General features: G+C 72.4%; 29 protein-coding genes. 16 read left to right on the top strand and 13 right to left on the bottom strand.

Features of this window, described 5'->3' with window-relative positions; translation table 11 throughout:
* Positions 1-541 precede the first annotated feature (541 nt).
* Complete coding sequence (locus tag ACFVFS_RS32580) at positions 542-1,024, bottom strand: cupin domain-containing protein (RefSeq protein WP_380628446.1); 483 nt, start codon at positions 1,022-1,024, stop codon at positions 542-544.
* Positions 1,025-1,105: 81 nt separating this feature from the next.
* Between ACFVFS_RS32580 and ACFVFS_RS32575 the strand changes: the two genes are divergently transcribed.
* Complete coding sequence (locus tag ACFVFS_RS32575; RefSeq protein WP_380628444.1) at positions 1,106-1,957, top strand: LysR family transcriptional regulator; 852 nt, start codon at positions 1,106-1,108, stop codon at positions 1,955-1,957.
* Positions 1,958-2,122: 165 nt separating this feature from the next.
* On the opposite strand, the gene ACFVFS_RS32570 is transcribed toward ACFVFS_RS32575, so the two are convergent.
* The 3 genes from ACFVFS_RS32570 to ACFVFS_RS32560 all read right to left on the bottom strand — a co-directional run bounded on the left by ACFVFS_RS32570 (position 2,123) and on the right by ACFVFS_RS32560 (position 5,310).
* Entirely contained in the window at positions 2,123-2,998 is an 876-nt protein-coding gene (locus tag ACFVFS_RS32570; protein ID WP_380628443.1) for a DUF4240 domain-containing protein, read from the bottom strand.
* A 126-nt stretch (positions 2,999-3,124) separates the two neighbouring features.
* On the bottom strand, positions 3,125-4,924 hold the full coding sequence (locus ACFVFS_RS32565; RefSeq protein WP_380628441.1) for a hypothetical protein: 1,800 nt from the start codon (positions 4,922-4,924) through the stop codon (positions 3,125-3,127).
* 56 nt (positions 4,925-4,980) lie between these two features.
* Positions 4,981-5,310, bottom strand: coding sequence for a hypothetical protein (locus tag ACFVFS_RS32560; protein WP_380628440.1), 330 nt, complete (start codon positions 5,308-5,310; stop codon positions 4,981-4,983).
* Positions 5,311-5,537: 227 nt separating this feature from the next.
* On the opposite strand from ACFVFS_RS32560, the gene ACFVFS_RS32555 reads away from it, so the two are divergent.
* Positions 5,538-5,987 (top strand): hypothetical protein, encoded by a 450-nt coding sequence (locus ACFVFS_RS32555; RefSeq protein ID WP_380628439.1) that lies wholly within the window; start codon positions 5,538-5,540, stop codon positions 5,985-5,987.
* Between the two features lie 221 nt (positions 5,988-6,208).
* On the opposite strand, the gene ACFVFS_RS32550 is transcribed toward ACFVFS_RS32555, so the two are convergent.
* Together ACFVFS_RS32550 and ACFVFS_RS32545 are read right to left on the bottom strand one after the other, a co-directional pair.
* Positions 6,209-6,586, bottom strand: coding sequence for a hypothetical protein (locus ACFVFS_RS32550; RefSeq protein ID WP_380628438.1), 378 nt, complete (start codon positions 6,584-6,586; stop codon positions 6,209-6,211).
* 83 nt (positions 6,587-6,669) lie between these two features.
* Complete coding sequence (locus ACFVFS_RS32545; protein WP_380628436.1) at positions 6,670-7,068, bottom strand: hypothetical protein; 399 nt, start codon at positions 7,066-7,068, stop codon at positions 6,670-6,672.
* Positions 7,069-7,695: 627 nt separating this feature from the next.
* Here ACFVFS_RS32545 and ACFVFS_RS32540 point away from each other — a divergent pair.
* The 3 genes from ACFVFS_RS32540 to ACFVFS_RS32530 are packed head-to-tail and all read left to right on the top strand — an operon-like array spanning position 7,696 to position 9,231.
* A complete protein-coding gene (locus ACFVFS_RS32540) occupies positions 7,696-8,292 on the top strand; it encodes a hypothetical protein (protein WP_380628434.1) in 597 nt (198 codons plus the stop codon).
* Complete coding sequence (locus ACFVFS_RS32535) at positions 8,279-8,884, top strand: Fic family protein (protein WP_380628432.1); 606 nt, start codon at positions 8,279-8,281, stop codon at positions 8,882-8,884. The genes ACFVFS_RS32540 and ACFVFS_RS32535 overlap by 14 nt, the downstream gene beginning before the upstream one ends.
* Before the next feature lie 47 nt (positions 8,885-8,931).
* The gene (locus ACFVFS_RS32530) at positions 8,932-9,231 is read left to right on the top strand and encodes a hypothetical protein (protein ID WP_380628430.1); all 300 of its coding nucleotides are present in this window, start codon (positions 8,932-8,934) and stop codon (positions 9,229-9,231) included.
* 63 nt (positions 9,232-9,294) lie between these two features.
* On the opposite strand, the gene ACFVFS_RS32525 is transcribed toward ACFVFS_RS32530, so the two are convergent.
* Both ACFVFS_RS32525 and ACFVFS_RS32520 read right to left on the bottom strand, forming a co-directional pair.
* Positions 9,295-9,876: an RICIN domain-containing protein gene (locus tag ACFVFS_RS32525; RefSeq protein ID WP_380628426.1), complete on the bottom strand. Its 582-nt coding sequence runs from the start codon at positions 9,874-9,876 to the stop codon at positions 9,295-9,297.
* A 41-nt stretch (positions 9,877-9,917) separates the two neighbouring features.
* On the bottom strand, positions 9,918-10,571 hold the full coding sequence (locus ACFVFS_RS32520; protein ID WP_380628425.1) for a hypothetical protein: 654 nt from the start codon (positions 10,569-10,571) through the stop codon (positions 9,918-9,920).
* A gap of 193 nt (positions 10,572-10,764) precedes the next feature.
* On the opposite strand from ACFVFS_RS32520, the gene ligA reads away from it, so the two are divergent.
* Both ligA and ACFVFS_RS32510 read left to right on the top strand, forming a co-directional pair.
* The gene (ligA, locus tag ACFVFS_RS32515; protein WP_380628424.1) at positions 10,765-12,840 is read left to right on the top strand and encodes an NAD-dependent DNA ligase LigA; all 2,076 of its coding nucleotides are present in this window, start codon (positions 10,765-10,767) and stop codon (positions 12,838-12,840) included.
* A 400-nt stretch (positions 12,841-13,240) separates the two neighbouring features.
* Positions 13,241-13,528 carry a hypothetical protein gene (locus tag ACFVFS_RS32510; protein WP_380628423.1) on the top strand — a complete coding sequence of 96 codons (288 nt, stop codon included), beginning with the start codon at positions 13,241-13,243 and terminating at the stop codon, positions 13,526-13,528.
* Between the two features lie 125 nt (positions 13,529-13,653).
* Here ACFVFS_RS32510 and ACFVFS_RS32505 read toward each other — a convergent pair whose 3' ends face one another.
* Positions 13,654-15,162: a glucose/sorbosone family PQQ-dependent dehydrogenase gene (locus tag ACFVFS_RS32505; RefSeq protein WP_380628422.1), complete on the bottom strand. Its 1,509-nt coding sequence runs from the start codon at positions 15,160-15,162 to the stop codon at positions 13,654-13,656.
* Between the two features lie 289 nt (positions 15,163-15,451).
* Here ACFVFS_RS32505 and ACFVFS_RS32500 point away from each other — a divergent pair, with 289 nt between their 5' ends.
* Both ACFVFS_RS32500 and ACFVFS_RS32495 read left to right on the top strand, forming a co-directional pair.
* Positions 15,452-15,925, top strand: a complete 474-nt coding sequence (locus tag ACFVFS_RS32500; protein ID WP_380628460.1) for an RrF2 family transcriptional regulator — start codon at positions 15,452-15,454, stop codon at positions 15,923-15,925.
* Between the two features lie 120 nt (positions 15,926-16,045).
* Positions 16,046-17,227: an MFS transporter gene (locus tag ACFVFS_RS32495; protein ID WP_380628421.1), complete on the top strand. Its 1,182-nt coding sequence runs from the start codon at positions 16,046-16,048 to the stop codon at positions 17,225-17,227.
* A gap of 208 nt (positions 17,228-17,435) precedes the next feature.
* Here ACFVFS_RS32495 and ACFVFS_RS32490 read toward each other — a convergent pair whose 3' ends face one another.
* The 3 genes from ACFVFS_RS32490 to ACFVFS_RS32480 all read right to left on the bottom strand — a co-directional run bounded on the left by ACFVFS_RS32490 (position 17,436) and on the right by ACFVFS_RS32480 (position 19,308).
* The gene (locus ACFVFS_RS32490) at positions 17,436-18,272 is read right to left on the bottom strand and encodes a hypothetical protein (protein ID WP_380628420.1); all 837 of its coding nucleotides are present in this window, start codon (positions 18,270-18,272) and stop codon (positions 17,436-17,438) included.
* Positions 18,269-18,901, bottom strand: a complete 633-nt coding sequence (locus ACFVFS_RS32485; protein WP_380628459.1) for an RNA polymerase sigma factor — start codon at positions 18,899-18,901, stop codon at positions 18,269-18,271. Before ACFVFS_RS32485 ends, ACFVFS_RS32490 begins: the two co-directional genes overlap by 4 nt.
* A gap of 80 nt (positions 18,902-18,981) precedes the next feature.
* On the bottom strand, positions 18,982-19,308 hold the full coding sequence (locus ACFVFS_RS32480; RefSeq protein WP_380628419.1) for a hypothetical protein: 327 nt from the start codon (positions 19,306-19,308) through the stop codon (positions 18,982-18,984).
* Between the two features lie 150 nt (positions 19,309-19,458).
* On the opposite strand from ACFVFS_RS32480, the gene ACFVFS_RS32475 reads away from it, so the two are divergent.
* From ACFVFS_RS32475 to ACFVFS_RS32450, 6 genes are all read left to right on the top strand, one after another.
* The gene (locus ACFVFS_RS32475) at positions 19,459-20,310 is read left to right on the top strand and encodes a helix-turn-helix domain-containing protein (protein ID WP_380628418.1); all 852 of its coding nucleotides are present in this window, start codon (positions 19,459-19,461) and stop codon (positions 20,308-20,310) included.
* Positions 20,311-20,321: 11 nt separating this feature from the next.
* A complete protein-coding gene (locus tag ACFVFS_RS32470; protein WP_380628417.1) occupies positions 20,322-20,519 on the top strand; it encodes a DUF397 domain-containing protein in 198 nt (65 codons plus the stop codon).
* Between the two features lie 26 nt (positions 20,520-20,545).
* The gene (locus tag ACFVFS_RS32465; protein WP_380628416.1) at positions 20,546-20,743 is read left to right on the top strand and encodes a DUF397 domain-containing protein; all 198 of its coding nucleotides are present in this window, start codon (positions 20,546-20,548) and stop codon (positions 20,741-20,743) included.
* A 133-nt stretch (positions 20,744-20,876) separates the two neighbouring features.
* Positions 20,877-21,074, top strand: a complete 198-nt coding sequence (locus ACFVFS_RS32460; RefSeq protein WP_380628415.1) for a DUF397 domain-containing protein — start codon at positions 20,877-20,879, stop codon at positions 21,072-21,074.
* 71 nt (positions 21,075-21,145) lie between these two features.
* Positions 21,146-21,604 (top strand): carboxymuconolactone decarboxylase family protein, encoded by a 459-nt coding sequence (locus ACFVFS_RS32455; RefSeq protein WP_380628414.1) that lies wholly within the window; start codon positions 21,146-21,148, stop codon positions 21,602-21,604.
* A 123-nt stretch (positions 21,605-21,727) separates the two neighbouring features.
* On the top strand, positions 21,728-22,480 hold the full coding sequence (locus tag ACFVFS_RS32450) for a phosphotransferase family protein (RefSeq protein ID WP_380628413.1): 753 nt from the start codon (positions 21,728-21,730) through the stop codon (positions 22,478-22,480).
* A gap of 126 nt (positions 22,481-22,606) precedes the next feature.
* On the opposite strand, the gene ACFVFS_RS32445 is transcribed toward ACFVFS_RS32450, so the two are convergent.
* Complete coding sequence (locus ACFVFS_RS32445) at positions 22,607-23,524, bottom strand: TIGR03619 family F420-dependent LLM class oxidoreductase (RefSeq protein ID WP_380628412.1); 918 nt, start codon at positions 23,522-23,524, stop codon at positions 22,607-22,609.
* A gap of 220 nt (positions 23,525-23,744) precedes the next feature.
* Between ACFVFS_RS32445 and ACFVFS_RS32440 the strand changes: the two genes are divergently transcribed.
* Positions 23,745-25,199 (top strand): MFS transporter, encoded by a 1,455-nt coding sequence (locus ACFVFS_RS32440; RefSeq protein WP_380628411.1) that lies wholly within the window; start codon positions 23,745-23,747, stop codon positions 25,197-25,199.
* Positions 25,200-25,251 lie beyond the last annotated feature (52 nt).

Here is a 25,251-nt window from a genome sequence, read left to right as displayed (position 1 = left end):
CCGGGGCCTCGCAGCCACCCCCCCTCGGCGCGCCCTGGCTCCACCACCCCTGCCCCCGCGCCCCCGGGGTCCGGCTGGGTGGGGGGGGGGGGGGGGGGCCCCCCCCCCCCCCCCCGCCACCGGTGTCAGTGGTGCGCCGGAGTTACCAGCACCACTCCAGCCACAGCCGGCGGGCGTTGCCGGTCAGCGCGACGGTGCCGGACTTACGGATGCTCATCTTCCGCATGTCAGTCTCCTTCGGTGTGGGGGTTGGCCGACCGGTGATCACGGCAGCCTCCGCCCATAGTGGTGACAATTCGTATGAACTGTCAAGGAATTGGAGACTCCGCTAATCGGCCGGTGGCACGGCGCCGCCCGGCCGCCGGGGATCCGTCGTCACGGTGGCCGGGCTCTGAGCGGCGGTGGGAGCGGGCCCGGGCGGCGAAGCGGGGGGAGGTTCGCCGTCCGGACCGCGTGTTGCCCACCCGGTTCCCTTCTCACCCCGATCCGGCCGCGCAAACCCCCGTGGGCTCACGCCGCCCGCCACCGGCCGCGGACGCCGTCAGGAGAGCCCGGTGGCGTAGCGGCCCATGGCCGCGATGTTGGCCTCGGGCGTCAGCGGCCGGCCCTGGGCGAGCACCTCCTGGAGGTCCCGGAAGTACTGCACGTACAGGTCCGGCGTGAACGTGCTGAGGATGACGGCCGGCTGGTCGGTGAGGTTGGCGAAGGTGTGCGGGGCGCCGGGCGGAACCACCACGAGCGTTCCCGCGACGGCGTCGTGGTCCTCGTCCCCGACGGTGAACCGCACGGTGCCGGAGAGGACGTAGAAGCCCTCGTCGTGCCGCCCGTGGCGGTGCTGCGGCGGCCCCTGGGTGTGCGGCGCGAGGACGGACTCGGCGATCGCGAGGCGGTGCCCGGTGTGGCTGCCGTCCTCCAGAACGCGCATCTGCGTGGTGCCCAGAACGATCTTCTCGCCCTCGCCGGGCCCCACCACCCGGACGGCGGGGACGGCCCCGGGCCCGCTGCTCTTCGCTTCTTCGGTCATGCCCACAAGTCCACCGCCGGGGGCCCGCGCGCGTCCAAGACCCGTCTCGCAGCGCCGATACCCCACGGGTATCGTGGCAGCGTGGAGCTACGGACCCTGCGCTACTTCGTGGCCGTCGCCGAGGAACTCCACTTCGGCCGGGCCGCCACCCGACTGCACATGAGCCAGCCGCCGCTGAGCCGGGCGATCAAACAGCTGGAGGCCGACCTCGGCGCCCTGCTCCTCACCCGCGCGCCCACCGGCGTCGCCCTCACCCCGGCGGGCACGGTCCTGCTCGACGAGGCGCGGGCCCTCCTCGACCACGCCGACCGCGTCCGCCTCCGGGTGGGCGCGGCGGCCGGCGCCGCGGCCCTCACCGTCGGCATTCTGGGCGACGGCACCGACCCGGGAACGGCCAGGCTGGCAGCCGCCTACCGCCGGAACCACCCCGCCGTCGACATCCGCATCCGCGAGACCGACCTGACCGACCCGACCTGCGGACTGCACGCCGGACTCGTCGACGTCGCCCTCACCCGCGCACCGTTCGACGAAACCGCCCTGACCGTACGCACCCTGCGGACCGATCCGGTCGGCGTGGTCCTGCGCGCCGACGACCCGATGGCCCGCCGCGACCGGCTGCGGCTCGCCGACCTGGGCGACCGCCACTGGTTCCAGTTCCCCCGGGGCACCGACCCCGCCTGGCAGGCGTACTGGAACGGCGGCACCCCGCGCGAGGGCCCCGTCGTACGCGCCGTCCAGGAGTGCCGGCAGGCCGTGCTGTGGAACGCCACGATCGGCCTGGCCCCGCTCGGACACGACCTGCCCGCGGACCTGGCCGTGGTCCCGCTGGCCGACATGCCGCCGAGCCGCGTGGTGGCGGCGTGGAACGAAGGCGACACCAACCCGCTGATCCGCTCCTTCGTCGCCATCGCAACAGCCGCGTACCGTCCCTGACCGCCCTCAGCGCGCCCGCGCCACCGGCAGCACGGGCGCGCGGGGCGCGGCCCACAACGGCATCACCTCGACGCCGGCGGCCGAGCCGCGGGCACCCCCCTCGGAGGCGGGCCCGGGCACGGCGGCCCGGTGGCTGGCGATCACCGGTTCTGCGGCGGGCCGTGCTCAGCCGTCGAGGTCGGGCCAGCCGTCCCTGTTCGAGCAGGACTCGTAGTCGTAGCGGGTCAGGCGATCCCACTCCTTCCCGGTCACCTGCTCGAACGCCTCCTCGTGCGCGTAGAGCAACTCCTCGCACTGGCGCGCCGTGAACGGTACGAACCGCTCGGGGTCGTCGAACACGCCCTCGTACGCGTCGCGGCCCGCGGCTACCACCGCGGCGCGCGTGTAGAGGAAATGGTCGTCCGACTGCGGGAACGGCGAGCCGTCGGGCAGCACCCTCCCGAAGATCGGCAGGGTCCCGAACCGCGCCTGGTCCAAGCGGTGGAGCGCCTCGGCGAGCTTCTCGCCGAAGCCGATGATCTGGCCCACCGGCTCGCGCGAGAGAAGCTCGGTCAGACGCGCGCAGCCCTCCTCGACGCCCTGGCAGGTCTCGATGCCGACCGTGCCACCGAGAACCTCGATGAGCTGCCAGAACCGCTCCCAGGTCATCACCGGCAGGTCGGCTTCCACGCCACCGCTCCGCGGCGCCTCCGAGGCCTTCACGACGGGGACCACCCCGTTCTCCTCCTGGTCGAAGGGCTCGTCGCTCCACCGGAACCAGGCATGACCGTCCTGGATGTGGAGCAGGAACTCGGCAACGGGACCTGTGGGCGAAACCAGGGACAGGGTCTTCGCGATCTCGGTGTGGACACCGTCGAACCCTTCCCAGTCCTCGGCGTCGGCCAGTGCCAGTGACCGGGCGAACAGCGGCTCGACCGCGGCGAAGGCCGGCTCCGCGACGAAGCGCCCGCGGAGCCAGGGAAAATCGGCCTCCTCGATCACGATCTCGCCCACCAGATCGTCCTGGCACATCAGACGCCATACCTGGCCGTCCACACCCATCGCACCCAGCCCTTGCCACCCGTTGCGGTCCTCTTTCCGCTCGACAGCATGGCAGCCACCTCCGACAGCCGGCTCGGGAAGCGATCTTCCCGGGCCACCGAGCAGGCTGCTGGAGGCGGAAGGCGTCTACTGGGACTTCGGCGGCCACTCGTACGGGGGCAGCCTGCGGTGCAGTGCGCGTCCGGTGCCCCCTTGCTTGTCCTCGTAGGTGGCGGCCCGGATCGTGCCGAAGGAGACCTCGCTGTCCCGCATGACGTCCACCCCCTCCACCCGGAAGGCGATCCATCCCGCGCCGGGCATGGGCCCCGACACCCAGGGTGTGACGACACTGCGGACGTTGGTCTCGCCCGCCACGATGGTGCCCCTGTGGCCGTCGGGGTCGGTGATCCTCACTCCCGTGTCGGTGAAGGCGATGCGGCTCTTCGTGCCGTCGGGCCCCTCGACCCACTTCGCGGTCACACCGTTCAGATCCGCCGTGTCGGCCGAGACCGTCCCCCACACCTGGCCGCTGCCCCTGCGGACCTTGATCCCGGACTTGGGGAACTCGATCCAGCCGTCGTCGGCGCTACGGCCCTGGACCCACTGGGTGTTGACGCCGTCCACGTCGGCCTTGCCCGCGTGGACGGTGCCCCACGCGTCGGTGCCGCTGCCGCGCACGTCGACACCGTCCTCGGGGAACCCGAGCCAGCCCTTCCCGCCGTCGCGGTCGCCGACCCACTGCGTGTTGACGCTCCGCAGGTCGGCCTTGCCGGCGGTGATGTCGCCCGCCGTCCCGTTGCCGTCCTTGTGGAGGCTCGCCCCGGACGGGGTGAACTCGATCCAGCCCGCGCCCGCGTCGCGGCTGCCCGCCCACCTGGTGTTGACGCCGTCCAGGTCTGCCCGGGCGGCCGTGACGACGCCCGGGACGTCGGTCGGGCCGTGGTACACGTGGACGCCGCTGTCCGGGAAGGTGATCCAGCCGTTGTCGTCGGTCCGCCCCTGGACGAGCCTGGTGATCACCCTGTCCACGTCGGCCTTGGCGGCCGTCACCCTGCCCAGGTCGTGCTGGGGGTCCCGGACGTCCACGCCGTCCGCGGTGAAGCCGATGCGGCCCTTGAGCACCGTTCCCTCGACCCACGGGGAGCGCGTCCCGCCCTCGAACTCGGGGATGATCGCGTGGGCGGTGGTGGTGAGGAAGTACCCGTGCTGCTGCTGCCCTCCCTCGTTCGTCCCGGCGATCAGGGTGTAGGTGGTGCCGCGCTTCGGGACGGGGACGGACCCGCTGTAGGGCCGATCCTTCACCACGGGTCCGGGGAACGGTTCGATGTGGACCACCGGGCCGTCCGGGTGGTGGATCCAGTAGTGGAGGTTGTCGGGGCCGTTCCACCTCAGTTCGAGCTGCCCGCCCTTGTCCCCGTCCACCAAGGAGGACACCGGGTGGAAGTTCCGCGGGACCCGCGGCGTCTGCTTCACCACCGCGAGCGTGGTCTCGTAGTCGCCCATCTCCGTCTTCGTCGGCCCCTCGCTGATGCCGGTCCGCTCACGCACGGTGAGGAGAACCAGCCCGCCCTCCCGGGTGATGGGGATGTTGTCCAGCGTCAGCGTCATCGACGCCTGGCTGGGAAACCTCTGCTTCGCCGTCGGTGCCTGGGGGACGTGGACCCGGAACGCCTGCTCGCTCTCGATCCACTCGAACTCGGGATCCTCCAGGTGCAGGGGGGTGCTCCAGGTGATGTCGACCTGCGGCTCGATCGCCGCGCGGTCGTCCGTCAGATGCCGCCGGTCGGTGCCGATCGGAACCGCCACATCGATGTACCTCCAGTCCAACTCCCTCTCATGGGTGTTGGAGACGACGATGTACACGGTTCCCACGGACGGTGCCCCGTCGGCCGACGCCTGCAACGACGTCGGATCCGTGACGATCTCGTAGTGCAGCAAGGACGGCACAGCACGGACTCCCCACCTCGGTGCTCCCGCGATGCGGGCGGACGACAGGACAGGTGCTACTGGCGCGTCAACCGTAAGCGCCGTTCCGCCGGCCGGGAGGCACGATTCTGCGGAGCTGGCCCGAACAGGCCCTCTCCCTGGCCGGAACCGCCGTCGAAGGGACGATCGGCCTCATCCGGAGAACTGTCCGTCGCCAGGTTCACGACGACGACCGTGTCGTCCGCCGTGCGGGTGAGCACATCGATCAGCTCTGCGGCCCGGGCGGCGGCCGCGCTGATCATCCACGAGCCTTCCGCCTCGCGGACGCTGAAGCTCAACGGGAAGGGCAGCCGCGCCAACCCGACACAGTTGACACTGAACGCCCCGTAACGCTCCACCGTGATCACCGCCGCATCCCCCACCTGAACCCGCCCGGACTGTGACCTGCACGGACCGTCATCCCTCGTCACCTGCTCGGCGGGATCACGCGGCCGGGGCGCGTGCACCGCGGATCGGGCCGGGGCGCTGCTGCGCGCTCCCGGCGGCGCGGACGCCGTTCGTATGCTTGTCCACGGGCGGCGGCGGCACCTCAGATCCTCGGATGGTGCGGCGCACCGCGGAAAGGGGCGCGGACATGCGTAATCGGAAGAGGCGTACGGCCTCGTCGCTCACCTACTTCGTGCTGGGCGGCGCGTGCCTGCTGATCGCCGTGGTGATCGCGACGGGCCTGGTGACGAAGTGGTCCGGCGCGAAGGTGGAACTCCTGATCCCGGTCCTGATCCTCGGCGTTCCGGGAGCGGTGCTGACGTTCCGCGCGCCGGTGTTCGGCGTCTCCTACGGGCCGGCCGGGTTGAGGTACTCCGGGCTGCTCGGGGCGCGCTCCTACGTGTGGGCGGACGTCCGGGAGGTGCGGGTGGCGGTCCTGAAGGGCAGGGTCTACTCGTCCGACGTCCCGGAGCTGGTGCTGTCCTCCGGCGGGACGGACCAGCTGTACATGCTGGCGGGTCACAGCTCGGGTGGGACCAACAGGCGGGTCAAACGGCTGGCGGCCGAGTTGGAGGCGGCGCGCGCGGCCGCGTCCTGACGCCGGTTGCCCGCCGGCTCCCACGGCCGTCCTCGGACCAGCGCCTTCGACGCGGGCCCGGCCGACGGCGGCGCACGGCCTGTGTGGGGCAGACCGTGCACCGCCACTCCCGGTCGCCCCAGGAGCCACAGGGCGTGCGGCGGCAGCCGGGGCGGGGCCGGGCGGCTCTCAGCAGGCGGGGACGCGCGCCGGGACGAGGTGTGAGGCCCTCGCCGGCCCCGTCAGCAGTAGCCGTTGTTGGGCAGCGGGTCCGAGACCTTGTCGACCCGCACGTAGGGGCCGTAGATCCATCCGATGGTGGTGGCGTACCACAGGTTCCCCGAGCTGTTCACGTACTTGCACAGGATCTCGACCCCGCTGTACAGCGGCCGGTGGCCGATGACCTTGCAGCTCGCGGCGGGGCCGTTGTGGACGGCGGCCTGGTCCTTGACGATGGTCCCCTCCGCGGTGACCAGGTCGATGCCAGTCCACGGACAGAGCGCCGCCAGGGACTGCGGGGACCAGGACGGCGGCGCCGGCTGCGCCGCCTGGGCGGGGGCGGTGGCCAGTCCGAGGACCAGGGCGGCGCCGACGGCGCCGGTGGCCGCGATCTTCCTCAAAGAACGCACGGTGTACCTCTCTTCGGGCTCCCGTCGCCCGGACGGGCGGACGGGCGCACGGACATCTCGAATGGCGCGGATCGTCAGGTCAGGATGGTGCCGCGCTCCTGGCGGCAGAGCTGGTCGATGCCGTCGGCACCGTCGCGCAGGCACACCCGCAGGGTGTAGCCGGTCCCGATCGGCAGACCGAGCTGGATGCCCGTCCCGCAGCTGCCGTTGGAGCCGTTGGCGTCCTGGACCCACTGGTAGGAGTGGCCGTCGGGCCACAGGTGCGCGACGACCCTCAGGCCGTCCGCACTGCCGAGGTCGCAGGCGTAGAAGTACCGGGTGGCGCTGATCTCCGCGACCCCGTAGCCGCCCTTGGACGAGGTGCCCGTGTACACGGCCCCGGCGGCACTGGCGGACGGCGCCAGCGCCAAGGTCAGTCCGCCCGCCAGCACTGCGGCGGCTGCCGATACGGACAGACGTCGACCGATGGTCATATGGTGCCTCCAGGGCAAGAGTTGCGACGACCTCTCCTCGGGCCCGGCCGGTCGTCCAGGGCGGTTCAGCGGGCCGCCGTCGAGGTTTCCCGCCTCCCGGTACGGACGGCAAGACCTGGAGGCTGTCCCGGACACCCCGCCGTTGTCCGGGCAGGTCACCCCCCGTGTCCGGGACAGGTGAGGCCCGGGGCCTCGGCCGTCGGCATGCCCGGCCTCCGCACCGACCCGGGCCGGTCTCGGCGATGCCGACAAGGAGTCGGCCCTCGTGCGGAGCGCTCGCGTCACCGGACCTCAGGTGCCGCCACCGCACCGGCGGAAGGGGGTGCCAGCCGGACGTCAGCCGCCTCCCGGTCCTGCACGGATGCCCGCACGGGTGCGCACCGATAACCGTTCGCGGCCCCGGGAACTCCGGGTGCAGACTGATGTGCCGATCACCACGGACAGGAAGAGTGGCCAGCGCTGACGTACGACCGGGACACCCTGCCCTTCCCCGACGACCGGGTACCTCGCATCACCTACGAGGGCATTCGGACCTGGGCCGCATTCGACCCTGCCCGCCACCCGTTCGCCTGGGACGAGGACGAGGAAGCCCGCCTCCGTTCGCTGGTCCGGGAGTGGGTGCCGCCGGTGCTCTCCGGTATGGCCGGCTGGTGGCAGGGCGAACGCTGGTGCGAAAGCCAGGTGGACGGGATCGTCAGGGAGCGGTACGGCCTCTGGACCTGGGGATGGCGCTGGTGCCACCACAGCGGCGGGCCCATCGGCCACTGGACCAGCGGGCCGGGTTCGGTGACCACCCCCGACGAGACCGCGGCACGCGTCGTGGCGGCCCTGCTGGAGTGGCGGGACTGGTTGGAGCGGACGGCCCAGCGCTTCGCCGACCTCGCGCCGCCGTCGGACGCCACACCGGAGGACCGCAGCTGGCACCTGGAACGGGCCTGTGTCCGGCTCGTGACCCACACGCTGGACTCAGGTGCGGAGGGCGGGTGGCACGGCCAGGCCTCGATCGTCCTGGGCTGGTTCCTCACCAGCACCGGCATGGAGCGGGAGGAAGCCGCGCGAGCGGTGGAACGCGCGATCGGCGGCCGGTTCGAGAGCTGGGTCACCCCGAAGCGGACGCTGATCGAATCCGTCGGCGAGGACCTGGCCATCGGCCTCACCGGTCACGCCCCGTACCGGGATCACCGTGAGCGGGCGGATCTGGAGGATCTCCATGACCGCTACTGACAGCCTTTCGGCCTGGCTGCGTGTGCGCCGGGAGGTCGACTGGCAGCGCGCACCGGCCCTGCGGCGGGCCGCGCCCGACCGTGACGGCTTCCGGTCCTGGTGCGAGGGGCCGGTGCGCCGACGCGACCCGCTTCGCGCCGAACGCCTGCTCGCCGCCCATGCCCGGGCCCGGGAGGACGCCGTACGCCGGACCCCGCTGAACTTCGCCCTGCTGGCCGGTTGGCAGCGTGAGGTCCTCGCTGTGGAACGGGCACCGTTCCGCGCGGGCGACGCCTGGGCGAAGGCCGGCCGCGAGCGCTACGGCCTGACCCCTCACACGCGAGCCGACTTCGACTCCTGCCTGTACGAGGCGACGGACCCGGCCGTTCCGCCGGCGGCCCGCGCGGCCCGCGCCTACCTCGATGTGGCGTTCTTCCACCCCTTCGACGACGGCAACGCCCGCGCCGCGCTGTTGCTCCTGGTCCATGTGCTGGCCCGGGAGGACATCGTCCTTCCCGAGGTCGGCCCCCTCCAGACCACCCGCTACGCGGACGACCCGGCCGGCGCCGCCGACCTTGCCGTTCTCATCGGGGTGCTCAACCGCCGCCGCTGAAGCGGTCGACGACGCACACGATGCGTGTCCACCATGACGGAGGTTCCATGCGCTCGCTCTCGACCGGCCGGCACCACGCCACCTTCGCGCCGGGTGATCTGCGGGTGGTCTCGGTGCGGGACGGGTACATCGACATGCCGCCGACACGGCTCCGCGACGAGGACGGGCACACGCTCGATGTGCTGCCGGTCTGCGTCCCGCTGGTCGGCGGCAACCCGCGGCTGTCGGTCAACGCCTTCCAGGCCGTACCGCGCTCGGGAGAGCGGCCGAGGACGGCATCGTGGCACCGGCTGCCCGCGGATCCGCGGGCAGCCGGTGCCACGGCCCGTAGGGCTTGCCGCGGATGACGCCGGGTGAGGCCCCCCGGGGCTGCCCGCGCCCGGGGGACCGCGTCCTCGCGTCCTACCGGCTCACCAGACCTTGTCGAGCCTGAACAGGTCGGCCTGGAACTGCACCTGGCCGACGTGGGCCGCCTGCTGGCCGCCCTGGACGACCAGCCAGCTCCCGCTGTGCAGCGCCTGGAAAGCGGTCAGACCGGTGCCCGGTACGGTCTTGCCCCAGAACACCTCGCGCGCGTCCCAGTTGCACTCCTCGGTGATGAGCCAGCGGCCGTCGTCCGTGTACCCGCGGTCGATGGCCAGGCACCACCAGCGCATGTGGTCCTTGAACTTGTAGAACTTGGCGTTGGGGTCCTGCGGGTCCGGCCGGCTGCAGACCTGGAACTGCTGGTTCGCGGCTCCGGTCCACTGGTACTGGACGATGGAGCCGTACTCGGGCCGGCTCTTCGACACGTCCAGCACCATCTGCTGGTCGCCGTACTTGTACGGGGTGAAGATGCGGTACCCGCCGCCCTCGCAGCTGTAGCCGTCCATCGGATCGGCCGCCGAGGCGGCGGGAGCCGCGACGGTCAGCATCGCGCCGACGGTCACGGTGGCGCCGAGGACGGCGCCGAGACGCTGGGAGAGCCGCTTCCTGTGCTGGGTCCTGGCCATGGTTCTTCCCCTCCTGGTCGGTTCGGTCGGTCGGACTCGGGCTAGTTGCGGCAGAGCTGCTGCTGCGCGGCCCACCGGACCGTCCCGACGGGCATCGGCTGCGTGCACTCGACCGTGCCCTCGTCGACGGCGCCGAAGGTGACGTAGTAGCCCTTGCCGGTCGCGCTGGAGTTGACCCAGTAGCCGGTGCCCGGACCGGAGCGGGCGCAGAGGTAGCGGGACCACTCGCCGGTGACCTGCAGCGCGCCCCGGTAGAGGCCGTAGTGGCCGGGCGCGTTGAGATTGAGGACCCGGGTGCGGTCCGTGATCCGGGTGTGGGCCTGCCCGGTGGTGACCGAGAACCCGACCTTGACCCCGACCTCGGCCAGGGTGGACTTGTAGCTGGCGTTGAACTCGGTGGAGCTGTTGATACTGGTGGTGATGTTCTCCTGCTCGGTGAGCGTCTCGGTCCGCTGGCCCGTCGTTCCGGGTGCGACGTTGAACGAGCTGAACTCGGTCACCTTGGGCGTGACGGTGGCGGACGTGATGTCGTCCCAGATCGTCTGGACGTCCGGGTTGCAGGCGGGGCCGGGCGGTGGTGTGGCGTGCGCCGGCACGGTGCCGAGCCCGAGGCCGGCGACCATCAGGACCGCACCGAGGGTGGTGGTCAGCGCGGTCCGACCGCGCTTGCGGGTGGAGGCGGGCGTAGTGCTCACGAGGGTATCCCTCCGGTAGGGGGAAAGGTTCTCAGCGAACTGTCGGAATCCTCCGTCGCGCGCCCGGGCCGTTTCCATCCCAACTTTCTGAGGGGAAAACCTTCCCTTGCGACGGTTTTCGGTCGTCGCGCGCCCCGCCCTTGCGGGTGCCCACCGGAACGGCACTGTCAGTGGCGCCCGGCATGATGCCCGCATGACCGACGACACCGCCGCCGCCCTCTCCTCCCCGGCCGACTACGCCGACGCCGTCGACAGGGCGGTGCGGGCCGCCGCCGCCTACTACGGCGACGGGTCGACCCCGCTGGGGGACGACGAGTACGACGCCCTGCTGCGGGACATCACCGCCTACGAGGACGCCCACCCCGACGAGGTGCGGAGCGACTCCCCGTCCGGCAAGGTCGCCGGCGGGGCGGTCACCGGCGACGTCCCGCACAGCGTCCCGATGCTCTCCCTGGACAACGTCTTCTCCGCCGAGGAACTCGCGAAGTGGGCCGCCGGGCTGGAGCGGAACCTGGGCCGCGAGGTGACCGCCTGGTGCGTGGAGCCCAAGCTCGACGGCATGGCGGTGGCCGCCCGCTACCGCGCCGGACGCCTGCACCAGCTCCTCACCCGCGGCGACGGCCTGGCCGGCGAGGACATCAGCCACGCCGCCGACGCCGTCCTGGGCCTTCCCGCCGCGCTCACCGAGCCCGTCGACGTCGAACTGCGCGGCGAGGTCCTGCTCACCCACGAGCAGTTCGAACACGCCAACCGCCTGCGCGCCGAGCACGGCGCGACACCGTTCGCCCACCCCCGCAGCGGCACCGCGGGCACCCTGCGCGCCAAGGACCGCCCCTACCGCATCGAGCTGACCTTCTACGCCTACGGCGCCGTCGGCCTGGACGACGACCTCGGCCACAGCGCCCTGCTGGAACGGCTGGCCGCCCTCGGGGCGAACACCGCCGCCACCACCCCCGCCCACCCGCAGCGCTGCGCCACCGCGGAGGACGTGCAGCGGCGGGTCGAGGAGATCGCCGCGCTGCGCGCCGCCCTGCCGTTCGGCATCGATGGCGTGGTCGTCAAGGCCGACTCCGCCGCCGATCAGCGGGACGCCGGCTCCGGGTCGCGCGCCCCGCGCTGGGCCGTGGCCCGCAAGCTGGCCGCCGAGCACAAGGTCACCCGGCTGCTCGACGTCGAGTGGAACGTCGGCCGCACCGGCATCATCGCCCCGCGCGCCGTCCTCGAACCCGTCGAGATCGACGGCGTCACCGTCACCTACGCCACCCTCCACAACCCCGCCGACATCACCCGGCGCGACCTGCGGATCGGCGACCAGGTCTTCGTCTACCGGGCGGGCGACGTCATCCCGCGCGTCGAGGCGCCGCTCGCCGACCAGCGCACCGGCGAGGAGCGGCCCATCGTCTTCCCCGAGGCCTGCCCCCGCTGCGGCGACGCCGTCGACACCGGCGAGCAGCGCTGGCGCTGCGTCCGCGGACGCGACTGCCAGGCCGTCGCCTCCGTCATCTACGCGGCCGGCCGCGACCAGCTCGACATCGAGGGCCTGGGCCGCACCCGCGCCGTCCAGCTCGTCGAAGCGGGCCTGGTCGCCGACATCGCCGACCTGTTCACCCTCACCCGTGACCAACTCCTCGCCCTGGAGCGGATGGGCGCCACCAGCACCGACAACCTGCTCGCCGCGATCGAGACCGCCCGAAGCCGCCCCCTGGGCCGGGTGTTCTGCGCGCTCGGCGTCCGCGGCACCGGGCGCACGATGTCCCGCCGCATCGCCGCGCACTTCGGGTCCATGGCCGCCGTGCGCGCCGCCGACGCCGAGACGCTGGCGGCCGTGGACGGCATCGGCGCGGAGAAGGCCCGCGTCATCGTCGCCGAACTCGCCGACCTCGCGCCCCTCCTCGACAAGCTCGCCGCCCAGGACGTCGGCACCGCCGTCACCGAACCCCAGGCGCCGGCCGCCGTGGAGAACGACGCCGTCGGCGAGAGCGCGGACGGCGACGGCGCGGCGCAGCCGGGCGAGGCCGGTCCGCTCGCGGGCGAGGCCGTCGTCGTCACGGGCAGCATGACGGGCCCGCTCGCCGCCCTCTCCCGCAACGAGATGAACGAGCTCGTCGAGCGCGCCGGCGGCAAGGCCTCGTCCTCGGTGTCCGGCCGAACCACCCTGCTGGTGGCGGGGGAGAAGGCCGGTTCGAAGCGGGCGAAGGCCGAGTCGCTCGGCATCCCGATCCTCACCCCGGACCAGTTCGCCGACCGCGTCGCCGCCTACCTGCCGTAGCGCCGCGGCGCGTTGGCCGAGCGGGAGCGGGTCTGTACAGGAGCGGGTCTGTACGGGGGCGAGCCCGGACACCGCCGCCGTGACCGTCCGCGCCCTCGCGGTCTGCGCGTGGATGGAGTCCGGACAGAGCCCGGACGGTCCCCGGACCAGCCCGGACAGTCCCCGGCTGTCCGGGACAGCCGACTTCCGTTGCCCCGCCTGTCGACGGTCGGCAGCCTGGTGCCGGGCACCCCACGGGCTGCCGTTGGGCTGAGGGCAAGGGTGCCGGTGTTCGCAGCCGGGCCCAGGGTGCCGGCCGCCGGACGAAGTCGGCGCAGGCAAGTCGAAGGAAGGGAAAGGTATGCGATTCGCGAAGTCGCCGAGGGCTCTGTTCAGGGCGGCGACGGTGGTAGGAGCCGCGGTGCTGATCGGTGTTGCCACGACAACGTCAGCAAGCGCGGTCGTCATCAGTTACGGGTCCAACAGGGGAGAGGCGACCTCGACCCAGGCCCGCGCCTACGACGGGGAGTACGACAACAACGGGGTGTACGTCGACGTGTACACCCTGAACGGTGGGCACTACTCGGTGTGGGACGGGAACGGTTCGGAGGGGAACTGGGGCCCCTGGTCGGGCAACGGCTCCCGGATCACGAAGTTCCGAGTCTGCGAGGACCGCACGGGCTGCGGGAGCTGGGCCTACAACCCCTGACGATCGGCGACCGGTCTTGGTCCACGGCGCCGCGCACCTGCGGGCGGGCGCCGTGTGCGGACGTGGACGCGACGGAGCTGTGCGTGCCCGGGCGAGGCCCGGGCACGCACAGGTCTACCGGGGCGTCACTGCTTCGTGGCCTGCTCGTAGGGGACGGCGAGGATCGCGCCCGGGTTCGCCAGGTCGGTGGTCGGGGTGCCGCCCTGGCCGCGGACCATGTGCTGGCCTTCGCTGTCGGTGGCGATGTACAGCGTCTTGCCGTCCGCGCTGAGGGTCACGTCGCGGTAGCGGTTGACGGTGCGGTAGAGCTCCTCGTAGCTCTTGCCGTCCTTGGAGAGCTTGAAGACCGTGCCGTTCTTCATCGAGGTGACGAGGACGTCGTCCCCGAACACCTTCAGCGAGCCGGGGGCGATGGTCGGCCAGCACATGTAGGCGGACGCCGCGTCGGGGCAGACCTGCGTCGGGCCGAAGTTGTGCCCACTGTCGACGGTCGTCCCGTACGTGCTGAGCGGGGGGACCATCTCCTGGGTGAAGGCGTTCTCCTGGGTCGTCGGCACCTGGGCCGGCGGCGTGGCCGGGTCGGGGTTGTAGGTGACCTTCTGGCAGCCGCCGGAGGCCTGCGACCAGTTGGAGTAGACGTACGCCTTGTCGTCCTTCCAGCCCGCGACGTTGGGCCAGCCGTAGTTGCCGCCCTTCTGGATGCGGTTGTACTCGTCGTCGGTCAGCGGGCCGTTCTCGGCCGTGTAGAGGGTGTCGCCGGCGAAGTCCATCCCGTCCGGGTTGCGCATGCCGTAGGCGTAGACGTGGCTGCGGACGCCGTTCAGTTCGGGATTGTCGTCGGGGACGGAGCCGTCCGGGTTGATGCGCAGGACCTTGCCCTGGTAGAGCGACCAGTCCGAGGCCGAGACCTGGGCGGCGGTCGGCAGGTCCTGCGCGTGGTTCGGCAGGCAGTAGTCGGCCATGTAGTTGTGGCCCTGGTCGCCGATCGAGTAGTAGAGCTTGCCGTCGCTCCCGTACCGGAGTCGCGCGGACTGGTGCTGGTTGTGTCCCGGCAGCCCCGTCAGGACGGGCTGCTCGTCGGACAGCTGACCGTCCTGCGCGGTGTAGCGGACGATCTTCGTGGCCGACTCGTCGCCGTTCTTGTAGGTGTAGGCGAGGTAGAGGTAGTCGCTGCCCTGGTCCTTGCCGAAGTCGGGGTGCAGCGCGAAGCCGAGCACGCCGTCCTGCCCGTCCTGGCTGTGGTACGCCTTCCCGGTGAGGTCGAGGGCCGTGGTCTTGGCCCCGCTCTGCGGGTCGACCCGGGTGACCTTGAGCCCGGACTTCTCGCTGACCCACAGCTGCCCGTCGGGGCCGTAGGCGATCTCGTACGGGTCTCCCAGCCCGTCCGTCACCACCTTGACCTGGGTCTGTGTCGCCTGCGCGGACTGGGTCGGCGTCTGCGCGTATCCGCTCTGCGTCGACCCGGGCTGCGTCGACCCGGGCTGGGGGGAGCCGGTCTCGGTGGGGCCGGCGGTGACGAGAGCGGCCTGCTGTGCGGCGGTGCTGCCGCCGGACGCCGTTCCCCCGCTGCCGGAGCACGACGCGACCAGCGCGGCGGCGGGGATCAGGGCCAGTGCGACCGGGAGCTTTCTCATGGTGCCTCCCACTCGTCGCGACGACGAGTGTCATGGGTTCCGAAGGGCGGTTCCGAAGGACCGGATCCGGCGATCCCGCACCTGGCCGGACGCATCCGAAGCGGATGCCGGGCGGGCGGGCCGTCGCCGTCGATAGGGGAGTGGCGCCGACGGCCGGAGGGCCGTCCGACGCCCCGCCCTCACCGTAGGTCGGCTCCGCAGGCTCCGCATGCCCCACTGGGCCGGGCGCGTGGTGGCGAAGAGTGTCGGGACATCAAGTATCGAGACATGTAGTATCCCGATTGTGCTGATGGGTGAAGGCGTGGAGTGGGGGCTGCACTGCTGCCTGGCGTTGGCGTGGCTCGACGAGCAGGCGCCGATTCCGGCGGGGCGGCTGGCGGAGATCTTCGAGCTTCCGCCGGTGTACCTCAAGAAGCGGCTGCAGCCGCTGGTCAAGGCCGGGGTGCTCGCCTCGGTGGCGGGGGCCCGGGGCGGGTACCGGTTGGGGCGGCCGCCCGAGCGGATCACGTTGATGGATGTCGTGGCGGCCGTCGAGGGGACGACCGAGGCGTTCCGCTGTACCGAGATCCGGCAGCGCGGCGCGGGTACGGAGGCACGGGACGGCGAATTCGCGAAGCCGTGCGGCGTCGCCGGGGCGATGCGGCGCGCCGAACTCGCCTGGCGGCGGGAGCTGGCGGCGCAGACGATCGCGGACCTGCTCGCCGTCAGCCCGCCCGGCGCTCCGGACCGGATCCGCCGCTACCACGAGCGCCTCGGGTCCTGACGGCGCGTCGGCGGTCGGCGCACAGGACGACTGGCCCGGCCCGGTGGCCGGGCCCTCTTACGGAGGAGAATCGGGATGTTCAATGTCTCGTTAAGCTCGTCAAGCGGGCAGGGGAAGGCCGTGACGGCGGAGGAGAGCCCCGGAGGGAACGTGCCCGGCGCCGTCCCGGCGCTGGCGCTCGGTACGTTCGCGGTCGGCACCGACGCCTTCGTGGTGGCCGGCTTCCTGCCCGAACTCGCCGCCGACCTCGGCGTCTCGACGGCCACCGCCGGGCAGGCCGTCACCGTCTTCGCGGCCGCGTACGCGCTTCTCTCGCCCCTGCTGGCGACCCTGGCCGCCCGGCTGCCGCGCCGCCGGCTGCTGGTCGGCGCGCTCCTCGGGCTCGGCGCGGCCAACCTCGTCTCCGCCCTCGCGCCGGACTTCGCCGTCCTGCTCGCCTCCCGGGTGGCCGCCGCGGCCGCCGCCGCGGCCTTCACCCCCAACGCGGGCGCCATCGCGGCCTTCCTGGCCCGCCCGGAACGGCGGGCCCGGGCGCTGGCCACGGTGGTGGGCGGGCTGACCGCGGCGACCGCCCTCGGCGTGCCGCTGGGCGGACTGGCCGGCCAGTGGACGGGGTGGCGCTGGGCGCTCGGCGCGGTGGCGGCCCTGGCGCTGCTGGTCGCCGCGGCGGTCGCGGTGCTGCTCCCGTACCTGCCAGGGAACCCCCGGGTCCCGCTGCGCGCGCGCCTCGCCGTGCTGCGCCGCCCGGCGGTGCGGGCGGTCCTGCCGCTGACCGTGCTCGGCATGGCGGCGGCGTACACCGTCTACGCGTACAGCGTGCCGGCCCTGGCGGCGGTCGGCCTGAGCGCCCGTGGCACGGCGTGGGTGCTCGGCCTCTACGGCGTCGGCGCGGTGCTGGGGAACCTCGGCGCCGGGCTCGCCACCGACCGGCTCGGCGGCGTGCGGGTGCTGGGGGTCGGCTACGCGGTGCTCGCCGTCGGCCTGGCCGGCCTCGGCGGCCTGGCGGCGAGCGGGACGCGGGCCCCCGCGCTGGTCGGGCTCCTCGCGGTGGCCTGGGGCGCGGGCAGCTGGTGCCAGACGCCCCCGCAGCAGCACCGGCTGATCGCCGCCGCGCCGGGGGAGGCGCCGCTGGTGGTGGCGTTGAACTCCTCGGCGATCTACACCGGTATCGGCGCGGGCACCTTGATAGGGGGCCTGGCGGAGCGGTCGGGGGCGGCCGTGATGTTCGCGACGGCCGCCGGGCTGGCGCTCGCCGCCCTGGCGTACCTGTCGCTGACGGCGGGAGAACGGGCCACCGCGTAGGCCCCCGGCTCCAGTCGCTCGTCCCGCGTCGCCCACCCGGCGTCGACGGCAGCCGGTGACGACCCGCCGGGCTCGTGCGGCGGTCCCGACCCGGATCAGGCGGCCCCCGCGGCGAGCGCCGCTCCCGGATCGACGGCACCGGCGATCCGGCGCGCCGGGCCGGCCGCACCGCGACGGTGTCGACGCGGTGCGGCCGGCCGTGCCGGCCTTACTTGGAGTACAGCGACTTGCCGCTGACAGTGCGGCTGGTGCCGTTGGTGAGGGTGATGGTGGCCTCGTCGATGCCGCCCTTGTACGGGTCGGTGCCGGGCCACCAGGCGGTCCAGCGGCCGTTGGCCACGGTGACCTGGAAGGTGTGTCCGGCGCCCCGCATGGTGATCGCCTTGACATCGGTCCCGACGGACCCCGTCGCGTAGTGGAAGGTGGCCTCCCCGTCGCCGTGGGAGCCGCCCGTGTCGTACGTGACCGCATCGGGCGCCACGGCCTTCACCGGGTCGATCGCCTCCCAGAAGCCGCTGGTCTCCGAGGCGACGTAGCAGAGCATGGCGTTGGCGCCGCGGTTGACGATCATGGAGGCGACCTTGCCCCGCAGGTCCGCGTTGGTGATCGTGACGGGTGACCCGGCGCCGGGCGCGCCGGTCATGCGGTCCAGGCACCACTTCTCGGCGGTGGCGCCGGGGCCCGTCGAAGCGGCCAGCGGCGTGGGGGCCTCGGTCCAACTGGCCAGTTCCATGGCGCTCATCGGCCCGCGGCCGCCGCCCGGCGAGGACTGCGTCGCGACCACCGTCACGGCCGCGGCCGCGGCCGCACCCACGACGAGCGCACTGGCGAGGGTGACGGTCAGCCGCCGCCGGAAGCGCGGCCTGGCGGGCGCGGGGGTTGGGGCGGGGGTGGCGAGGGTGGAGGTATCGAGGTCGATCTGGCGCATCAGGCGCTCCCGGTGTAGGGCGTGGCGTCCCGGCGGGAGGTCGCGCTCGGCCGGCACGGGCACCTGCCCGAGCAGTTCCGCGCGCTCGGCCTGATCCGGCCGCTGTCCGGCGTTCACCGCTGTGCCTCCTTGGGGGACGGGGCCGCGTTCGCGGGCCCACCCTGGATCTGGTGCCGGCCGCGGCCGGGTTCCACCTTTTTCGGCCGCGCCCGGCGCTGGGCCGTCTCGGTGAGGGTGCGGAGCCGGGCCCGGGCCCGGGAGAGGCGTGAGCGCACGGTGCCCACCGGTACGCCCAGGGCCTCGGCGGCCTCCTGGTAGTCCAGGCCCGCCCACACGCACAGCGCCAGCACTTCGCGGTCCCGGCGGCGCAGGTGCGCCAGGGCCTGGTGCAGGACGGCGATCTGCGCCGCGTCGTCGAGCCGTCCGGCCAACTCCTGGGCGAAGTCGGGGACGTCCTCGCGTGGCGGCGGGAGTTGTTCCAGGACCTGGCGGTGTCGCCGGACGGCGCGGCGCTGGTTGCTGACCAGCTTGGTGGCGATGCCCAGCAGCCAGGGCCGCAGTGATCCGCCTTCGGCGTCGACGCGGTCATGCCGGCGCCACGCCTCCAGGAAGGTCAGGGACATCACGTCCTCCGCCGTCGACCAGTTTCCGGTGAGGCGGAACACGTGGTTGTACACCGCGCGCGCGTACGTGTCGAAGAGCCGGCCGAACTCGTCCCGGTCCCCGGCCCGCACCCGCGCGCGCACCTCTTGATCTGAAGATTCCACGACCCCTATCTGGTGCACGGGGCGTTGGGGGTTCCTATGACCTGGGTCACAGGCGGGCTTCAGGCGGCTTCGAGCTGGTTCAGGGTGGCGGCGCCGGGCTGCGCGAGCCACACGAGTCTGGCGGTGAGGTCCGGTCGCGCGGTGAAGTAGCGCAGCGCCCGCTCGGGCGCCGCGAGGGTCATGCGCGTGTGCCCGTCGGTGCCGATGAGGTGGGTCGGCCCGTTGTCGCCGGCGAGCCCCCAGGCGACGACGCACCCGTCGACGTCCTCGCCGCCGACGTGGTGGACCTGGACGACGGCGAACAGCCTCGGCGCCGTGTCGAGCACGAGCCCGCACAGCTCCTGGTCGAAGGAGGGGAGGGAGTTTGGCGAGGGCGCAGCGGACATGGAAGTCTCCTGACGGGACGCATGGGTGAGCCGTCGGCCAGCACTGCAAGTAACTGGCTCGCTCCATACGGTAGCGCTACCATGGCATAAATTCCATGCAGTCTATTGAAGACTTGCTATGAACCCTGATGATGGGTGAGAGGGGTCGGGATGACATCGAGCGGCACCCCCACGTTGCGGCAGCAGCGCCTTGGATTCGAGCTGCGCAAGCTCCGCGAGAATGCTGGCCTCAGCTCAACTGCCGCCGCCGCTCGGGTCGGAGTGAACCAGGGTCACATGAGTCGAATCGAAGCGGGCCGGTACGCGGTGAGTGCCGATCGGGTCCGCGCGTTCGCTCGCGCGTACACGTGTACGGACCAGGACCTGGTCGATGCTCTCGCCGCTATGACCGGAAGGCGGGTTCGGGGATGGTGGGAGGAGTACCGCGACATCCTCTCGCCGGGAGCTCTCGACCTTGCGGAGCTGGAGCATCACAGCACGGCGATGCGGATCGCCACAGTGATTCACATCCCTGGGTTGCTTCAGACTGCCGAACATGCTCGCGCGATCTTCCTTGACGTCTTCCCGCCCTTGTCGCCGCCCGAGGTGGAACATCGCGTCTCCCACCGCATCAAGCGGCAAGCGGTCCTCTACGCCGAGCAACCGGTCCCACTGACAGCCATCGTGCATGAAGCTGCTCTGCGGATGGGCCTCGGCGGTCCCGCGGTGGCCCGAGCGCAGTACAGGCATCTCCTGGAAATGAGCACCCGTGACACCATCACCGTTCGTGTGATCCCCTTCGGTGCCGGTACGTTCTCCGGATCCGGCCAGTCCATCGTCTACTTCGCCGCCGCTGTGCCCCAACTTGACAGCGTCCAGCTCGACACGGAGCACGGTTCGGAGTTCCTCGACTCCTACGCACACTTGGTGAAGTATCGATTGATGCTGGACCGGCTGGAGTCCAGTGCCCTCAGCCCGGTGAAGTCGCGTGATCTCATTACCCGCATCGCACAAGACATCTGAGAGGTAGGCCGATGTCAGTCCTCAACTGGCAGAAGTCCAGTTATAGCTCGCAGGCCGCCAACTGCATCTACCTCGCGGCCGCACCCGACGGTGCGATCAAGCTCCGCGAGAGCGACGAGCCCGACACCGTCCTCACCACCACGCCGGACAAACTCCGGGCGCTGCTGCTCGGCGTCAAGGCGGGGGAGTTCGACCACCTCGCGCAGTAGTGTCACACTCACCTGAGAGGCAAGCGATGTCGGACCAGGCTTGGCAGAAGTCCTCCTTCAGTGGCGACACCGCCAACTGCATCTATCTCGCAGCAGGCCCCGATGGTGCCATCAAGCTCCGGGAGAGCGCCGACCCTGACACCGTCCTCACCATCACCCCGAACCGGCTTCGGGCGCTGCTGCTCGGCATCAAGGCGGGGGAGTTCGACCACCTCGCGCGATAGCTGTCACTTCTGTCCGCCAGGTCCCGCCGATCTTGAGCTGCGATGGATCGACTGGAGGGGAACGCGCTCAAGCCGGACGCGTCCCGGGATCTCATCCGCGGTATTGCCCAGAGCATCCGAGACAGGAAGAACCATGGCCGCTCACACCTGGCAGAAGTCCTCGTTCAGCGGTGACGCTGCCAACTGCGTCTACGTTGAGGCGGCCCCTGACGGCGTGATCAAGATCCGGGAGAGCGAAGAGCCCGACACCATCGTCACCACCACCCCGAACCGGCTCCGGGCTCTCCTTCTCGGGGTCAAGGCAGGGGAGTTCGACCACCTCGCGCGATAGCTGTCACATCTTCCCGCCGGGTTCCGTCAGTGCAGTGACCGAACAGGAACCCGAACGGAAGAGGTCACCTCATGACGAACGACGCGCGTATGGCCAACCCCGCCGTGGTGATCCCGGAGGCGATGCCGGCGATCCTCGGCATGATCAAGGCGGCCAGGAAGGGCGGCGTGCCGGAGGGCGTGCTGGAGCTGGTGCACCTGCGGGCCAGCCAGATCAACGGGTGCAGTTTCTGCGTGGTCGCCGGGGTCGCGAGTGCCCGGAAGAACGGCGAGACCGACGACCGGCTGCACGCGGTGGCGGCGTGGCGGGAGGCGCCCTTCTTCACCGACGCCGAGCGGGCCGCGCTGGAGCTGGCCGAGCACGTGACCCGGCTCGCCGACCGGGGCGTCGTGCCGGACGACGTCTGGGACGCGGCGGCCGCGCACTTCGACGAGAAGCAACTGGCCTCCCTCGTCCTGTGGATCGGCCTGACCAACTTCTTCAACCGCGTCAACGCCACCACCCGCCAGCCCGCCGGCGCCACCTGGTAGCCCGCTCACCGCAGGCGTGATGTCGACCCCGGGACCGGAATCGCGGTCCCGGTCCCGGGGCCGACCACGTCGCCCCGACAAACCGGGCGACGCCGCCGGTCACCCCCGGGATACTGGTCACCCATGGATGAGGTCGAAGTCGTCGTCGCCCACTCCGAGCGCGCGACCCTGCGCGTCGGCGACGTGTTCCTGAAGGTGGACGCCGACCAGGCGCGCATCGATGCCGAGGTGGAAGCGATGTCCCTCGCGCCGGTCCCGACCCCGCCGATCCTGTGGCGCAGGCCGCCCGTGCTTGCGCTGGCCGCGCTCCCGGGGACGACGCTCGGGCGTCTCGGCGGGCCGTCGACCGGGTCTCCGGCGGCGTGGGCTTCGGCGGGCGCGGCCATCCGCACGCTGCACGACGCGCCGCTGCCGCCCCGGCCGGGACGGGCCGGGCGGAGCGTCGCCGCGCTGGCGGCGGAACTCGACGAGGAGTGCGAGGCGCTCGTGGTGAACGGCGTCCTGCCCGCCGACCTGGTCGCCCGCAACCGCCGGGTCGCCGAGGCCGCGCTCCGGCCCTGGACCCCGGCGTTCACCCACGGCGACCTGCAGATCGCGCACGTCTTCCTCGAAGGTGGCGAGGTCACCGGCATCATCGACTGGTCCGAGGCGGGCCGGGGCGACGCCCTGTACGACCTCGCCACCTTCACGCTCGGGCACGAGGAGCACCTCGACGACGTCCTCGCCGGCTACGGCACCGACGTCGACCTCGACCTCGACGTGATCCGCGCGTGGTGGGCGCTGCGAAGCCTGCTGGCGGTGCGCTGGCTGGCCGAGCACGGCTTCGACCCCTTCGCACCTGGCTGCGAGGTCGACGTGCTGAGGTCCCGGATGTGAGGGGTCATCGGCATGACGGCCCGGGCGGGACGGTGCTTCCTCCGTCCGGCCCGGGCCGTTCACCCGGCGTAGCGGGCGCCGCCCTTCACACAGGCTTCGCCGTCGACAGAGGGCGGGCGGGGAGCCTCACGCGGCCAAGGCGGCGTGGAACTCCCGGGCGAGGGCCAGGTACTCGTCCGCGGAGCGCGCGGTGCGGTGCAGGTCGAGCAGTGGTTCGGCGCCCCACCGCCGCATGGTGCCGGTGAAGTAATCGGCGAGCTGGCCGATCGTGCCGCGCTGGGGGACCTGCTCGGCGGGGGCGGGCGTGGCGGTGATCACCGGGTTGACCCGCAGGATCAGGCGCAGCGCCAGCGGGTCCCGGCCGGCCGCGCGCGCGGCGCGGTGGAGCTGGTCCCGGATCCCGCTCAGGGCGGGCAGCGGCAGGGCGACGCCGAGCCAGCCGTCGGAGCGGCGTCCGGCCCGCTCCAGTGCGGCCGGGCTGACCCCGCCGAGCAGGACGGGCGGGCGCGGGCGCTGGACAGGGAGGGCCAGCACCGTCGACGGCGGGACGGTCCACAGCGCACCGGTGTGCCGGACGTCCTCGCCGCCCGCCCAGAACGCCTCCAGCACGTCCAGGGTCTCCTCCAGCCGGGCCGCCTTGCCCTCCCAGGGGACGCCGACCGCCTGGTACTCGTCCCTGGACCAGCCGAGCCCGATGCCGACGTCCAGCCGGCCGCCGCTCAGCCGGTCGATGGTGGTCAGGGTGCGGGCGAGCAGTGCGGGCGGCTGCCAGAGGGCGTTGAGCGTGCTGGTGCCCAGCCGCACCCGGCCCGTGGCGCCGGCGGCCACCGTCAGCAGGGTCAGCGGGTCGAGGAAGGTGCGGAACTCGGCCGGGAACGTGCCGTCCCCGCCGGGGTAGCGGCTCCGCGGGTCGTTGGGGACCAGGATGCGGTCGGCCGTCCAGAGGTGGTCGTAGCCGATGGCCTCGGCCTCGGCGGCGACCCGGGCGGTCAGCGCCGGGTCGGCGAAGGCACCGTACTGGGGGAGGGCGAGTCCGATGGGCATGCGCGTTCGCACCTTTCGTTCCGTTGGCAGGGGAACGCGGGCCAGGCGTTCGGTGCGCTCCCCGGGTGACGGCGGCCATTGTGGCGGGGCGTGCTTAACAGCTGCTCAACGTGCGGTCCGCAGTGGGGTGCGAACGGCGGTGTGTTGCCTCATAGTTCGATCGTACGTGAATATACGTACAGTCAGTCCCGGCCTCACCGAGATCGAGGAGCGCATCCGCATGCCCGTGACACCGCTCAGTCCTGCCCGCCCGGGGTGGACGCTGGTTCTGCTGGCCCTGGGCCAGGCCGTGTTCGCCCTCGACCTCAACATCGTCTTCGTCGCCTTACCCGAGATCGGCACCGACCTCGGCTTCCCGGGCCAGACCCAGCAGCTCGTGGTCAGTGCCTACGTCGTCTTCGCCGGGGGCTTCCTGCTGCTCGGGGGCCGTGCCTGTGACCTGCTCGGGCGGCGGCGGGTGTTCCTCGGCGCGCTCCTGCTGTACGCGCTGTCCTCGCTGGCCGGCGGGCTGGCCCGGTCGCCCGAGGTCATCGTGGGCGCCCGGATCGTCCAGGGGGTCGGCGGGGCGCTGCTGCTCCCGTCGATCCTCTCCCTCGTCAATACGCTGTTCGAGGAGGGACCGAGGCGAAACCGCGCGCTCGCCGTCTGGGGTGGCGCGGGTGCCAGCGGACTGACCCTGGGCGCGCTGCTCGGCGGGGTGCTCACGGAGGGCTTCGGGTGGCCGGCCGTGTTCTTCGTCAACGTGCCGCTGGCCGGGGCCATCGCCCTCGCGGCCGTGTTCGTCATCCCGCCGGACCCGGCCCGCACCGAGCGTCGCCGGTTCGACCTTCCCGGGGCGCTCACCGTGACGGCGGGCGCCACCCTGCTGGTCTTCGCACTGGTCGAGGGCCCCGAGCGCGGCTGGGCCGACCCGTGGATCCTCGGCGCCCTCGCGTCCTCGCTCGTCCTGCTCGTCACCTTCGCCGTGGTCGAGACGCGCAGTGCCGACCCGCTGATGCCGTTCAGGCTGTTCCGCAACCGCAGCCTGAGCGCCGGCGCGGCCATCACCTTCCTCTACATGGCCACCTTCGGCGTCCTGCCGTACTTCCTCACCGTGCTGCTGCAGAGCGTGCACGGCTACAGCGCCCTGCAGACCGGGCTCGCCTTCCTCGCCCCCTCGCTGGCGATCGCCGCCGGCACCCAGCTCGGCGAGCGGCTCACCACCCGGGCCGGGCTGCGGCCCACTCTGCTCGGCGGGTTCGCGGTCGGGGCCGTCGGAACCGCCGTGCTGGCCGTGGGATTCGACGCGAACGCCGGCTACCTCGCGCTGCTGCCCGGGCTGGTGGTCTCCGGCGTCGGCCAGGGCGTGGTCTGGACGGCCATGTGGATCGCGGCCGCCGCCGGCACCTCCGCCCATGAGCAGGGCATCGCGAGCGGAGCCGCGTCGACCACCATGAACCTCGGCAACGCGATCGGCCTCGCACTGTTCACCGCCGTGGCCGACGCGGGCACCGACGGTCTGAGCGGCGAGGGACTGGCCCGCGCCACGGCGGACGGCGGCTTCCTGGTGGTCCTGCTCACGGCGGCGGGGATGCTGCTGGGCCTGCTGCTCGCCCTGACGCTGCGCCCGGCGCGCTCGGCCGCCGCCGCGGCCGCGCCCGTTGCCCCCGACTGCCCCATGGCCGTGTCGCGTTGACCGCCCCTCGGTGAACCGGCCGGGGCCGGACGGCGGGGGCGCCGTCCGGCCC

Source organism: Kitasatospora sp. NPDC057692 (assembly GCF_042799475.1).
Classification (GTDB): domain Bacteria; phylum Actinomycetota; class Actinomycetes; order Streptomycetales; family Streptomycetaceae; genus Kitasatospora.
Note: the sequence above shows the minus strand (reverse complement) of the source record. Positions and strands in the feature narration are given on the sequence as shown.